This window comes from Eubacterium callanderi, from assembly GCF_900142645.1.
Classification (GTDB): Bacteria; Bacillota; Clostridia; order Eubacteriales; family Eubacteriaceae; genus Eubacterium; species Eubacterium callanderi.
Map to the genome: position 1 here is coordinate 298,418 of NZ_FRBP01000003.1, position 14,014 is coordinate 312,431.

16 protein-coding genes are annotated in these 14,014 nt (G+C 36.0%); 1 reads left to right on the top strand and 15 read right to left on the bottom strand.

All coding sequences use genetic code 11. The annotated features are described in order from the left end of the window. The first annotated feature begins 78 nt into the window (after positions 1 to 78). A complete protein-coding gene (locus BUC22_RS05290; RefSeq protein WP_013379853.1) occupies positions 79 to 285 on the top strand; it encodes a hypothetical protein in 207 nt (68 codons plus the stop codon). Positions 286 to 334: 49 nt separating this feature from the next. On the opposite strand, the gene BUC22_RS21260 is transcribed toward BUC22_RS05290, so the two are convergent. The 15 genes from BUC22_RS21260 to BUC22_RS05375 form a co-directional block, all read right to left on the bottom strand. Further along, positions 335 to 1,357: a GNAT family N-acetyltransferase gene (locus BUC22_RS21260; RefSeq protein ID WP_013379852.1), complete on the bottom strand. Its 1,023-nt coding sequence runs from the start codon at positions 1,355 to 1,357 to the stop codon at positions 335 to 337. 226 nt (positions 1,358 to 1,583) lie between these two features. Next, positions 1,584 to 1,793, bottom strand: a complete 210-nt coding sequence (locus BUC22_RS22200) for a hypothetical protein (RefSeq protein ID WP_013379850.1) — start codon at positions 1,791 to 1,793, stop codon at positions 1,584 to 1,586. Between the two features lie 406 nt (positions 1,794 to 2,199). Next, positions 2,200 to 2,685, bottom strand: a complete 486-nt coding sequence (locus tag BUC22_RS05310) for a hypothetical protein (RefSeq protein WP_013379847.1) — start codon at positions 2,683 to 2,685, stop codon at positions 2,200 to 2,202. 642 nt (positions 2,686 to 3,327) lie between these two features. Next, positions 3,328 to 3,459 (bottom strand): NUDIX domain-containing protein, encoded by a 132-nt coding sequence (locus tag BUC22_RS22515; protein WP_337926961.1) that lies wholly within the window; start codon positions 3,457 to 3,459, stop codon positions 3,328 to 3,330. A gap of 16 nt (positions 3,460 to 3,475) precedes the next feature. After that, complete coding sequence (locus tag BUC22_RS05325; RefSeq protein WP_013379844.1) at positions 3,476 to 4,234, bottom strand: SRA domain-containing endonuclease; 759 nt, start codon at positions 4,232 to 4,234, stop codon at positions 3,476 to 3,478. A gap of 405 nt (positions 4,235 to 4,639) precedes the next feature. Further along, a complete protein-coding gene (locus BUC22_RS05330; RefSeq protein WP_073382441.1) occupies positions 4,640 to 6,211 on the bottom strand; it encodes a recombinase family protein in 1,572 nt (523 codons plus the stop codon). Continuing rightward, positions 6,208 to 6,633: a hypothetical protein gene (locus BUC22_RS05335; protein WP_073382444.1), complete on the bottom strand. Its 426-nt coding sequence runs from the start codon at positions 6,631 to 6,633 to the stop codon at positions 6,208 to 6,210. Before BUC22_RS05335 ends, BUC22_RS05330 begins: the two co-directional genes overlap by 4 nt. 1 nt (position 6,634) lies before the next feature. Then, positions 6,635 to 8,176 carry a recombinase family protein gene (locus tag BUC22_RS05340; RefSeq protein ID WP_073382447.1) on the bottom strand — a complete coding sequence of 514 codons (1,542 nt, stop codon included), beginning with the start codon at positions 8,174 to 8,176 and terminating at the stop codon, positions 6,635 to 6,637. 65 nt (positions 8,177 to 8,241) lie between these two features. Continuing rightward, the gene (locus BUC22_RS05345; protein ID WP_073382450.1) at positions 8,242 to 8,454 is read right to left on the bottom strand and encodes an SHOCT domain-containing protein; all 213 of its coding nucleotides are present in this window, start codon (positions 8,452 to 8,454) and stop codon (positions 8,242 to 8,244) included. A gap of 136 nt (positions 8,455 to 8,590) precedes the next feature. After that, positions 8,591 to 9,577: an N-acetylmuramoyl-L-alanine amidase gene (locus tag BUC22_RS05350; RefSeq protein WP_073382452.1), complete on the bottom strand. Its 987-nt coding sequence runs from the start codon at positions 9,575 to 9,577 to the stop codon at positions 8,591 to 8,593. A gap of 1 nt (position 9,578) precedes the next feature. Next, positions 9,579 to 9,989, bottom strand: a complete 411-nt coding sequence (locus BUC22_RS05355; protein ID WP_073382455.1) for a phage holin family protein — start codon at positions 9,987 to 9,989, stop codon at positions 9,579 to 9,581. Between the two features lie 64 nt (positions 9,990 to 10,053). Next, positions 10,054 to 10,341, bottom strand: coding sequence for a toxin (locus BUC22_RS05360; protein WP_073382457.1), 288 nt, complete (start codon positions 10,339 to 10,341; stop codon positions 10,054 to 10,056). Beyond that, entirely contained in the window at positions 10,322 to 10,504 is a 183-nt protein-coding gene (locus BUC22_RS05365) for a hypothetical protein (protein ID WP_073382460.1), read from the bottom strand. The genes BUC22_RS05360 and BUC22_RS05365 overlap by 20 nt, the downstream gene beginning before the upstream one ends. 11 nt (positions 10,505 to 10,515) lie before the next feature. Next, the gene (locus BUC22_RS05370) at positions 10,516 to 13,341 is read right to left on the bottom strand and encodes a phage tail protein (RefSeq protein WP_200805533.1); all 2,826 of its coding nucleotides are present in this window, start codon (positions 13,339 to 13,341) and stop codon (positions 10,516 to 10,518) included. Next, positions 13,342 to 14,013: a hypothetical protein gene (locus tag BUC22_RS05375; protein WP_073382463.1), complete on the bottom strand. Its 672-nt coding sequence runs from the start codon at positions 14,011 to 14,013 to the stop codon at positions 13,342 to 13,344. Position 14,014 lies beyond the last annotated feature (1 nt).

A 14,014-nucleotide genomic window follows, 5' to 3' on the forward strand; every position in this document is an offset into this window, starting at 1 on the left:
TGCCATTGAGGTTTTAGGCAGACCGTGTTAAAATAAAGAAAAGAAAAGTATCGCTAAACACTTTCAGGAGGTAACTTTGTGAAAATCAAAGAAAATGACACGGTCCGTCTTAAAGAAATAAATGAACATTTTGAAGCCTTAGAAGCCATTATGTCCAAGCTGTCCCCGGAAACGCTTGAAGCACTCAATGCGTTTCATGATGAATCTTTTTCGATTCCATATTGTGTAAAATGGGGCGCAACCGGTATCGCTGAAATACTGGAAGCCGTCAAATCTGAAAATTAACTAACCGGCCAAAGTAAAAATCCCCTGTCTTTTATTGACAAGGGATTTTTTATAAGGACTTTATAAATCTGAGCCCCTCAGCATTAAAATTTTCACCCAGATGCTGCGTAATATCTGGTTTGTAGCCATGCTTTTTATAAAACCTACAGGCATTTTTATTTTTTTCAAAGGCCCAGATAACCATTTCCTGATAATTCCGCTCTTTTGCCAACGCTTCTCCAAACGCCAGCAGCTTACTACCAATCTCCTGCGCCTGAAACGCCGGATCAACATAAATCCGCCAGAGCTCAAATGCATCAGTCTTATCCGCATCTGCGCTTTTGCCGCAGGAGAGTATGCCTTTTACTCCTTTTTCGTCAAACACATAATTCTCCAGCCCGTTTGTCCGGAATTCGTCTTTAATGGCCTCACTGCGTTTGCCGCACCACACTTCACCGAGCTGCACAGGGTCCACATAGCCCGCATAAGTGGTTTTCCAGCAATGGTTGACGATTTCCGCTGCACGTTCCGTATCTTTTTCTATGAGCCTGCGGACAGGTCCCTCCTTGATGGTAATCCAATAAATGCACATGGGCTTTCCATCAATATAAGGCTTCTCCTCTTTTAATACACCACCACATTTCAGCATCGTTTTGATTGATCCCATATTATCCGCGTAGCAACCCAGCATCACTGCCTCAAGCCCCAGCTTCTGAGCCGCCTCCAGCGCCAGCGATAAAATCTGCACCGCATAGCTTTTCCCGCGCTCCGAAGGGCGGACAGCATAGCCAATATGTCCCCCGTATTCCGCAAGAAAAGGCTGACCCAGACTGTGGCGAAGATCAACAATCCCCACAATCCGCTGATCTTGTTCACGGACTGCCAAAAACGTCGAGGACACCACCCAGTCCTCCCGCACTGTTTGAGAATCTGCGTTTCTTCTAATGTTTTCCAGCCACTCCTCATAATCCATCTGGTCGAGAAGCGCGCTGCCGTTGATGACTCTTTCGCCGGCCTGAAAAAATTCATTTTTGAACGCCAGTATTGCTGTTTTGTTTGCTTTGGTGGGTGGGATAAGGGTTAAGTTTTCCATGAGGTGTCCTTTCTATGTAAGTGAAGGTGTAATCTAAACAATCTATTTTTTCCGATAATGTTCAAATTTCATTTTTCTTTTAAGGTATGGTATCCATCCATTCTAATTCATTTACATCTTTAATTTGTATCTATACTTAAAGCATCTATCTACATAATATCGTTTTATCTGAACCTCAAAATAATATCCTAAATATTTCATCTGACTGTAATTGTCTTTTCTGAATTTAATCAGCCTGCATTCGATAAGACTGCTCAATTAATTCCATCATATCATCTATTTCAGATGTATGTTCAAAAAACAACTCAACATCGCCATTTCCCCACCGGCCAATACCTATGATATCTCTGCACACTCCTTTACTATCTTTGATGAAAGCCTTGTCCGCAGGATGCTGCAGAAGGTTACCATGGTTGATGACCGCTTCAACGGCCAAGAGAGTTAATTCTATTTATCTTTTTTCGAGAAATCGCTTGTACTTATCCTTATAAAATAATGTTCGACTTTCCGCCACATTTTTCAATTCTGGATTAAGTAGCTCTATAACATATCTTGCAATGAGTTCTAATAGAATATTTACATTATTTATTTGCAGATAATTTTTATCATAATCGTAGTGCATGTTTCGTTCACCACGGGTGCCTGAAGCCCCATGCTCTGTAAAATTTCTTCCTGTTAAATATATAATTTCACTTGTCGTCTTATTCGATAAATACGGAGCTGTAGACAATTCATTCAATATTCTTTTTACTTCAGACTTTAAGACTGTAAAGAAATTGCATAGCTTTGGTTTAACATTTTCGCTCCCAAAATCCATGTAATACAGTGGATTAGAATTAGGATTATAATTTATTCAAATAATATTCCATCGCGTTTTCTGGTTTATATTGTGCTGGGTTAAACTGAATCCTATAGTGATTTACTGCAGCATATTCAAACACCCTATATAAGAAAACACATCTTGGCAGCGGTTCAAATTGTTTTAGCGTTGCATGATATAAATCCAAAATACCTTCGTGTGGCATCTTATTAAAAACTATGTTTTTATGCCCACGTTTGTTTTTAAGTATTGACAATTCTAAATAGATGGGCTTTTCTATATCAGACTTCAAATAATTCGGATGTCTGAGTCGAATACAGTCAATCAAATCAAACCTTTGATATAGGTCATCCAATTTTTGATTAACGCGTGTATTATTTAGAAATTCAAAATTAGGACATCCGTTTAAAAAAGCAAAAACATTTAGAATAGAACGCTTATCTACATCTGATGTTCCATCATTAACATAAAGCTTAAAATGATGTATCCCAACGGTTAGTAGATTCACTTTACTATCAGTTATTATTTCATTTCCATAGCGATAATTAAACTCGCCACCAATATAAGAATCTGGACAGTTATATTATACTGATGGAAATACCGAAGTAAACAGATTTCCTCTTCGGTATCGCAAATCGCTCACCTGATACACGCTGCTGCATAGCGATACTTGTTTTGGGTGTTTGAAATCGAATCATCATATCGCCCCAAAGGCTAATCATTTCTTTCCTTGTTGGCTCATACAACATTAAACTGGACAAGCCATACTTTAAAAAGATTTCACTTTCTGAATACTCATCGTCAATCGCTTTAATCCTATCCCATATATTAAATATGTGAAAACACCTCCCAAGTATATCATGCAATCCACCGCCTAAACTCCCTCTGACATCTAAATCGATGTCTCACGTGATTAGGCTATTCTTTATTATTTCAATAAACGTAATGTCTGCTGGTAGCCAATTAATGCTATATAGTTCGTCCTTACTTAGCCATCTGGAAGCCTCTGCCTCTTTTTCCCATTGGCAACAATACACCAGAAGCAATACATGCTCAAATGAAATGACAGGTAATCATACTCGATTGTGTCAATAAATTTGCCAACCTCAATTTTCGCACCGAGTTCCTCTTGTATTTCACGAACAAATGCCTACTGTGGTGTTTCGCCTTTCTCAATCTTTCCTCCTGAAAATTCCCATTGACCTTTGAATTCACCATAACCTCTGGCAATAGCAAATATTTTATCTTCACTACGAGTAACCGTAGCTACTGCTCTAATCATTCTCATCATATCCCAATCAAATGAACTCTATCAGCTTCTTTTCCATACAGAATTCATAACCCATCTTCTTAACACCTACAGTGTCAAACGCCACCGCTATAGTTGTTCCATCAATTCTAGTAATTTTTCCAGTTCCAAAGGCTTTATGTTTCACTTGTTTTCCAACAATGTCTCTTGGAATTACTACTTGAGGCTTTGGCTCTGGTTTATGTATTACGGGAATAATTGGAGTTGACGTTTTACAACTGCGCTTTTTCTTTGCAGCAACAGTCTTAGCATATTCTGCGTCTGCATCTTTACCGCGCGTTTTGTAGTCCTCCATGTCTTTAAATACAAACATTGGCGGTTTCTTTACATCATTGTCTGGAACTGGTCTTATAGGGAACATCCATACTTTTCTATTTTCCCCATTATCACCTGGTTGTATTTCCATGTAAGGCCTGTTAACCAATTCAATTTTTCCGCAATAAACATATTCGCCAGCATCCATCACTTCAAATAGATGTACATCAACACCGTTGTATCCACACTCTGCAAGAGTTCTATTTTGCGCCCAGTTAATATCCTGATCTCCTAATTTTCCCATACCTGTATAATGAAGAATTCCTCCAATCCACTTATCATGGTAGATTCCTTTTGTATAGTCAGAAACAATCACTAATGTATTCGTTGTTTTTGAACGCCTCATACCACCCATATTCCCACATTTGAACGTATCGACAATATCTGTATTTTTTAATATTTGTCCTATTTTTAGACCAGGATTAAATACCATAACACAATCCTCCTTTTTGCAATACTTGCGAATCTCACAACATCCAATACACTGCCTAAACTCTCTCTGACATCTAAATCGGCGTCTAAACTATACACACTTTTTTCGATAAATCCGTATCTCCCTGTTTCCGTAAAGCGATTAGTTTAGACCTCGGATTGAATGTTTTCATATCCATATTTGCAAAAAAGACCTGAAATCAGGCCTTTTTCGCACATAATTACCTGACCTTAGACATCAGAACTACCGTCTCCACATGCCTTGAGACACCATTATGAATGTCTACCGTAAAGGGAAATAAATCTAAAGTTATTATAGTAATAGGGAAAATATCATTATTTACATTTTATCATAGAAATACAAAAAAGCCCGTAGTTTCTATCCTACGGACTAAAAATATTTATTCTATATCTCAACTTCAGACTGAAGTCCGGATTTGAATTCAACAACTACCTTATTATCATATATAGTTATTTTCTCAATAAGCCTCCTAACCAGCGTATCTGAATACTCTGTAATGGCTTGTGTCTGCTCTTCCAAAAAAGAAAACATATCATTTATTCTTTCCTGAAGTTCTATATTTTTGGCAGCCTTGGTCATAATATCGTGTTTTTCTTTTCTAAGAGTTATGATCTTATCTCCGATTTCATCGATTATTTTTTGTTCCTTCCCTGCTTCAAGAAGTTTTACCTGTAGATCCTTTATCTTTATATCTAACTTTTCCAAGCTTTCCTGTGAATCCTCATTTATAACGTCCTGAATAATCTCCATTAATATAGGAATAATTTCTTCTTTTTTATTAAATGTATCATTTACAGCAGTAAGCACTGCCGCCTGCAAATCTTCCTCTCTGATTGTCTTAGCAGGGCAATCAATTCCACTCGTTTTTTTCAAAACTCTACTCACGCACCTCCAAACCGTTGATTTACATCCTCTATTATTCCATTTTATTCTACGAAATATATCTCCACAGTGACCACAAAAAACTATACTGGATAAAGCGTATTTTGAACTGTAAATTCTCTTTTTACCACCGTTTAATATATTTGCTCTTCTGCTAATTTCAGCTTGCACCCTTAGAAATACATCTCTATCAATGATAGCCTCATGACTCCCTTCAACATAATACTTTGGTGCAATTCCATTATTAGCTACCCTCTTCTTTTCCAAAGTATTAAGTGTAAATGTTTTTTGAAGAAGTGCATCACCTATATATTTTTCGTTTGTAAGTATCTGTCTTATATTGCTTTCATGCCATCTTTTATTATGTGCTCCATTTAATATCCTATCTTTCTCTAAACTTCTTTTTATTTGTAAAAAACTTCTACCGTCCATATACTCAGCATAAATGCGTCTTACGATTTTTGCTTCTTCTGGAACTATAACAAGGTTACCTTCTTCATCCTTGGTATAGCCAAGAAATCGATTATGATTTATCTGTACTTTCCCTTGCTGATTACGGAATTGAATTCCAAGCCTCACATTTGCTGAAAGAGATTCTGATTCTTGCTGTGCAAGTGCAGCCATGATAGTCATCAATACTTCTCCCTTGGCATCTAAAGTATTGATATTTTCCTTTTCAAAAAATACAGCAATATTAAGATCTTTAAGTTCTCTAGTATACTTTAAGCAATCCACTGTGTTTCTTGAAAATCTGCTGATGGATTTAGTTAATATCATATCAATTTTTCCATCTTTTGCATCATGAATCATACGGTTAAATGCTTCTCTTTTGGTTGTGCTGGTTGCAGAAATTCCGTCATCTGCATAAATATCTACCAGTTCCCATTCTGGATTGCTCTTAATGTAAGAGGTATAGTGTTCTACCTGTACATCGTAACTTGATTCCTGCTCTTCAAACTCCGTAGATACTCTTGCGTATGCTGCAACTCTTAATTTTTGTGGCTTTTCTGTAGGTTTTTGCGTACCCACCATTCTTCTTGCAGGAATCATGGTAATATTTCTCGCAAGAATCATAAACTGCATCCCTCACTTTCAATTAAACTATAAGCATATTCTGCCTGCTTTTCGGGATCTTCATACTTGATGTTTATTTTAGGAACAAAAAACTTTGTATGCACTACTCCTTTTACAATTTTCCCTTGCTTTTTCCTATCCCTGCCTAAGATTTTTTCACGACGGATTCGTTCTTTTTCTACTTTTCCCATGATTTCTTCCGTTAAAATTGCAGGATAAAAATCATCTCCTAGATACCTTCTATTAAGCATCAATCTTTTCACACTGGAATGCTGCATTTTAAGGCCAACTGATTTTGCAGATGCTACAAATGACATTCCAGAAATATAATTATCACAAATTTTTTGTAGTATTTTGCCCTCTTTTTCATTTACTACCGCCTTACCATCAGCGATAGTATATCCATATGGTGTATGTTTCATCTTAAATCCTCTCTTTAAAAATAGGTCCAAATTTCATAACGAAACCAATCTCTGTTCTGCTGTAAACTATGATATGGTCAACATACTTTAAAAATAAAGCATCATCAAATTCTGTTATTATGTTTTTCTTTGCTGTATAACTTAAAATATCTTCTAATGACTTTTGTCTTTCATGACCACCACTTAAATTTTTGCTAATCAAATCTTGTTCCTTTGCTATCGTTTTTCTTTCTTCCTCAAGTCTCATGATTTCTTCAGAATTTACTGCAGGATCGAGCAATCCACTTGTAAAAAAATCCATCACTTGATTTTTTCTTTCTGTATTCTTCTCAAGCAAACTTTCAAGCTCTTCTAATCGACTTAACTGCATATCGTTACTACTTCTTTTTAAGTTCCTCTCTAAAGGTAATAAAACCACCTCTCTGGCACTTGATAGCTTATTCATCATAGTTGCAAAAGCTAATTTAATCGAATCTTCCGGGATTGTCTTCATGCTACACATATTTATATTTTTAATATGAGTATTACAGGCAAATCCAAAATAACTGTTTAACTTCACCCTTTTCCATTTGCCCCCACACTCGTCACATACAATCTTTCCAGATAAGGCATAACGATTTTTATATTTATCTGTATATTTCTCAATGCCTTTTTCTTTGCCATTTTTTTCGATTATGTTATTTGCTTTTTCAAAGGTGTCATGGCTTACAATAGGTTCATGATGGTCTTTAGCATAATACTGATTCCTTTCTCCATAATTTACATGATGCTTAAAATTCTCATCTGTAAAAGTTTTTTGAAAAATTACATCTCCTGTATATTTTTCATTCCTGACCATTCCATGAATAACACCACTACTCCATTTCTTACCTCGTTTTGATGGTATTTTCTTTTCATTAAGTTCTTTTGCAATTAAGCCTGGACTTTTCCCTACAAGTACTTCTGAAAAAATAAGTCTCACAATTTCAGCTTGATTTTCATCTATCACCATCTGTCCATCTATATTGTGATATCCATATGGAGGGTAACCTATTTTAAATGTTCCATTTTGGTATCTTTTTTGTATCCCCCACTTGTTATTCTCAGAAATTGACCTCGATTCACTTTCCGCCAGACTGGAAAATATAGAAAGCAGAAGTTCACTATCCATCTTACCAGTATCGATATTTTCCTTTTCAAAGAAAATATAAATACCTTTTTCACATAATTTTCTGGCTGTCTCAATACTATCTATCGTATTTCTGGAAAATCTGCTGATGGATTTCACTATAACGTAATCAATCTTTCCTCTTTCACAATCCTCCAGTAATTTCAAAAGACCATTACGCTTTTCCATATGCGTACCGCTTATACCTTCGTCAAAATAAAGTCCTGCATACTCCCAGTTAGGTCTTGCCTTTATATATTTTTCATAATGATTTTTTTGTACATCAAGACTAATCAGTTGGTCATCTCTATCCGTAGATACTCTGGCATAAGCAGCAACTTTCAGTTTTTTGTTTGCTTTTTTGTTCACCGGTTCAATTTTTGTTATCCGTTTCATTGTCTCACCCCCTTCTTTTTTCGGTATTACATATATCACTCTAAACACTATATATATCAAGCAATTTATGGCACTATTTTCGATAAAAAGGGCTGAAATTTAGAGCGGTTTTTTATCATGATTTTTTCAAATTCACTCGGTGTAATAAGCATATTAGCGAGAATTTTCTTTGCAAGTTCCTCAGCTAAAAGATAGTTATATTCCCTTTGAAGCTCTTCATCTGTAGGTTTTATCACATTTGTATTTTCATTAATATCTGTCAGTTCTTTTATCTGCATATATCCACCCCCATATTTTCTTGAGGTCACTTCCTCTAATAGTGAACGGACATAAAACTCTCATTTAAGAACCAAAAACAAAAAAATAAAGCCTACCAAGGATTTCTCCCCAGTAGGCTTATAGTTAAATATTCAGTTATAAGAGTTCATTTACTCTAATTTGTACTGTATTATAGTCATACCCTGCTCTTTCAAGTCTGTTTTTTCTATCTTGACCATTACCCCATTCTCCTCGGATAACCTCTCTCGCCAAGGTATCAATTGACTTGCCACTTGGCTTACTAGCACTCCCAGATAAAATAGCGTTTACTCTGTTTTGAACAGCATTGTAATCATATCCAGCTGTTCTAAGACGGTTTACTCTGTCTTGTCCATTACCCCAGTTGCCAGCAATGACTTCTCTTGCCAAAGTATCAATACTTTTTGATGAAGTGCTTTTATTTGAATATACTTCATTACCATTTGCATCATACACTTTGTATCCTGAATTTGAATTTACACACTTCTTCGCATTTTCAAGACTTCTAAAAGCACCCTTTTGACTCTTTGCATCACTCCATGATTTTCTTACCCTGTATAAAGAAGAAGTGCTCGTTCCACCAGAAGATGAACTATTTCCGGAAAGTCTTTTATTTACCTCACTTGCAATATATGAGAACTTACTACCAAGATATGATCCCGGACAATTTGTAGCAGCATACCATTCATGCTTTTGAAGTACACCATCTTTACCCCCTGTATAGGTGCAGTTTTTGATTCCGTTTCTCCTGCAGATATCAGTTACAAGGTCAATAAGTTTAGCAAGAACCATATCACTTACAGGCCAATTACCACCGTTGCTGGAATTAGATACTTCAATAGTGATTGCGCGATTGTCGCACCACGAAGATGATGTACACCAAGAACGATTACTCTCATCTACACAAAGTACTATCTTGTTATCATTTCCAATACCATAATTACAAGATGCTTGCCTTGATGTTGGTCTAAAAATATTACCGATGGTAGCTGCACTGATAGCACCTGCTGTATGATGGATTGCAATTTTTGTAATCGGCTGATTTCTGCGTCCGCTATGATTTGGACTTAGCATTGTCATATCTACTAATCTACTATTACTCATTTTAGTTTCCTCCTCTTTCCTTATCATGTAACTGTTCTAAAACTGTTTTTAGTTTGTCCGGTACCGGTAGCCCTAAATGTGCAGCGTTTTCAATAAGAGATAGCCCTTCATTTGATAGATAAAAGAAAATAACTGCAGTTCTAATGACACTTCCAGATTTGATAATCTGCATATCGATGATGTTAGCTATACCTACCATCATAAAAATAAGCACCTTTCTGCAAATTCCCTTAAAGCCTACCTCGCTGGATAATTTTTTATCTGCTACTGCACACATCACTCCTGTGATATAATCTGTTACTACAAATAAAAGAAGTGCAATGATTAGTCCATCGCACCCTCCTAAAAAATATCCCAGCCATCCTCCAACTGCTGTAAAAACAATCTGAATCATGTTCCAAAATTCTTTCATTTTAATTTCCTCCTTAAAATTTGTAATAAAAAAACAGCTATTATTAACTGCTAAAAATAAATCATTATGATTCTACTTTTTCTTTATTTTCTGCCTTCAGTTTAAGAATTTCATCATTAAGTTCTTTTTCTCTATTCTCATAGTATTTATCAAGACTTTCCCTAAAAGCATCCACTTCCAGTGAATTTTCACTTATCACAGCAGATCTTACATCAGCAAGTACACTTGAAAGAACACCTTCAACCATATAAGTTGGAATTGGTATTTTCTGTTGCAACGTTGAAATATGTGAACTTAACTCTCCTCTAAACTTCTGATAAGCAATCGCATAATTAATGGTTGGTTTCTCCATTGTTTCCCTCCTTATCTTTAAGCAGTAAATCTAATTTTCGGTTAATTTCTTCAAGAAGAATAATATTTCTATCATTCTTCACTTCCTGCTTTTTTGCCACATCTTTTTTCAGTGTCCCTTCGTTAATAACGACTTCATTTGTGTTAATAATTAATTCTGCCATTTTACATCCTCCTATCCGTAATAATTTAAATCCATAAGTATTCCATCCTTAAAAACCATACGTCCATTGGAACCCCACCTAGATACAGTACCATCCGAATTCATATCAAGTATCTGCACAAAGCTAATTGTAGCATTCACTCCAAATCCTGTTTCCCACTGTGGATCTACAATCTTAAATCCATGAGCATAAAGGTTACAACCAAGATGGATTCCATACTGGCTATAAATACTATTTGCTCTAGAAAAACAAAGCATGGTAGTATAACTCCCTGCATTTGCTGATTCTTCCTGTGAAAAAGCCATATATTTACCTTCGCTATCAAGGTCAAATACCAGCCCTTTATGTGAACTATTACCTTTCCATATATTAGTTCCAATCTTTCCAATATACTTTCCATCACGATAAAAGTGATTTCCGTTTTCATCAAATACGGCTCTTTTATGGCTATAGTCAATTGCGCCATTGTACAGTCCAATCTCCCTTGCAGTAATTTGCACATAGCTACTGGCATCATTAAATCCAAGTAAAAAACTGTAATAGTTTTGTCTCATAAAAGTCCCGAACTCACCTTTTTTAACCATTGATGAAATAGAACCCTCCACCACAGATATTTTTGAAATTGCAGTTTCTGCCTTTTCTTTCGCAGCCTCTATATCCTTATCCTTTACTCTCACCCAGTCAAAATATATAGAGGAACTGATGCTTTCAGATGATGAATATTTCCACAGTTTTCTAGTGTTATCCTGATATGGCGAGTGTTCAGACTCAGGATAATTACTTCCGGAAAGCTCTATTGTTTCTCCCGCGTCAGTTGGAAGTTTTGATACTGTTCCTACTATTTCTTTATATGAACTTGCCTTTTTTATATAGTCAACCTTAAAGCCATAGTAGTCATGACCGGATCCATCACATCTCCAGTAAAGCCAAAATTTATTTGACGGAATAAAAACTGTTTGACCGGAGATACTTGTACCACCACATCTTGGTATTGCATAAATTATTCCGTCAAGCTCATAAAATATCTCTACCCAGTCGTAACGCTCACTTTCTGTTCTGGAGCTTGCATTAAATTTAAGCTCAAGTACCTGTTTTTTTATGATATATCTATAGGCATATCCAGTGGTCGTATCATAGAAAAAATCTCCTATATGGCTTTTTCTTACCACTTCAGAATTCCAGCTATTTGTCGGTGCTCTTGATGAATTCGGTTCATATGTTCCATAATAGTTTCCGTTTTTTTGCTCAAGCCTTTGATTTACGGTTTCTACGCTTGCCTCGATTTTTCTATCAGTAGCAGAAAGCTTTGTATTTACTTCATTTATCGTATAGTAACTTTTAAGTTTCTTATCTGTATCTGAAATTGCCTCAGCCTTTGAATCAATGATTTTCTTTTCAACCTGTGATGTGTAAGAAACAGATAGTTTTTCAGCATCAATGGAGTGGCTCATGATTCTATCACCATAAATCATCCCATCAAGTGTCATACCGACAGCATATGGACCTTTATATCCGTTATGGCTTCCTCCGATACCGTTCATATTAATCTGTAGCACCTTGGTAGCCGTATTTTTATCTGGTGTATCCATATATAAATCTCTTAACCATCTGCCGGAAGAGTCATATTCTGTCAGCTTATACCCACCCGTTCCTATATGCATCTGAGCCTTGAGATTATCAATGGCACTTTGAACTCTCTCATTATCTATTTTTCTTGTAGTAATACCTTCTTCCTTTATCTGCCTTACTGCATCTTGAGAACTTTGGATATAGCCTTTACTCTGATTACTCCCAAGCACCACTTTAATTTCACCAGGCTTTTGAAGTGGAATTGTCTGTTTCATCACCGGAAATATTCTATCCATTCCAAATGGATAGGCTCTGCACCTTACCCTATCCCCACATTCTATAGTTTCTGTAGAGATTCCAAATTCTGATAAATCCACAGCCGAAAGGTTTAGCTCCACCTTTTCAAACTGATTATCCTTTAGCCATTCAGAGCCTTTTCTTAAAAGATTTGCAGGAACTGTCACATCTTCCCAGCGTACTACCTTACAAATCCATCCAAATTCAGCTATTGCCTCTTTTGAAACAAGATAGTTCTTACCATTATTTACTGAAGTAATATCTGTATATTGTTTTAGGACAGCATTAGCATCACCTTCTATTTCCTTACCAAGTGGGATGATGGCTGTTGCCACATCTTCTGCAGATAAGTCTTCTGTATAATCAAGAAGATTTACCCCAAATTCAATGGACTGCTTAGTAGCTTTCCCCATTTCTTCAAGTCTTAAATAATCAAGGATTAAGTGAGTGCCTTCTCTTCTTAGTTTCAAGTAGCCACCAAGTTTTTCTACCATCTTTGTCATAATTGCTTCGAAAGTTGTTTCATAATTGGTGTAGCGATATAAGGAATCATTTGGATCGGTAACAGTAACTCTTCCAAGCCTTATCTTTTTTCTTTCATCCACTTTTTCATTATGAATCTCTAGAAACCTTGATAAAAGCTGATGAGGCGTCTGATTATGGTATTCCATCTGAGGCTGAATACTATCAGCCAGATATGATAAAAGACCTACGCACTGGACTTTCTTATTTCCACGCAGGTCTTTCGTTTGTTCTCTGACTTCACCGATAAATATTTCTCTTTCATCTCGGTATACACTGACAATAGATTTTCTATTGTAGATTTTTTCATAATATGGGTTTTTAGGCGGGCATATAAAGCTAAGCGAACCTGCCGTATTTAGCTCCAAATTAAGCGTAGAACTTATAAGGACTGCTTTTTCATCACCCGGATAATAGATGATATTCCCATCCATCATAATTTTATACACTTATAGCCACCCCCTCTTATATGAGATATCTAATGTACTGCTACCTGTAAAGGAAAGTACTAAATTCTTTCTTCCACGAACTTCGGGAAATCTGCTCATGCCTTTAGGTAAAGTAAACTTCTTTCCTTCAAAGTTTAAGATTAGAACATTTTCTGTTTTATTGTTAAACTCAGGTACAATCATCATATCTGAATCAAAAGTAAGCGTTATGGATTTACTACTTGTAATAGCAATTTTATCAATCCTATGAATAAATTCACCATTTTTCAAATCTTCTAGCCTATACTTATATGGCTCAAGCTTATAATCCAAAGTAATCAGTGAATAATTTTTATCTGACTTAAATTCACTCACCCAAAGTCTCCCTTGATATACATAGTCTTTTTCCGTATCAAGTATGAGATTTATCTTTTTACCATGAACTGTGCTTAGAAGTTTTCTATAAACCTCCTGCCACTTGTCCATGTCAGAAACAAGAAACTCGAAGGATCCTGTTCTCATTTCATAGATTACTTCACCTGTAAGGCTTTCCGTTATATCAATTTCACCTTGTCTTCCCGGTATATCAAGATACTCTAGCTTTGGTGATGGTAAGTTAACAACCGGCTTACTTGTTGGAACAAGTCCAAAGTCTTTATAACTATGAAATTCTCCTATTTTCATACCATACATG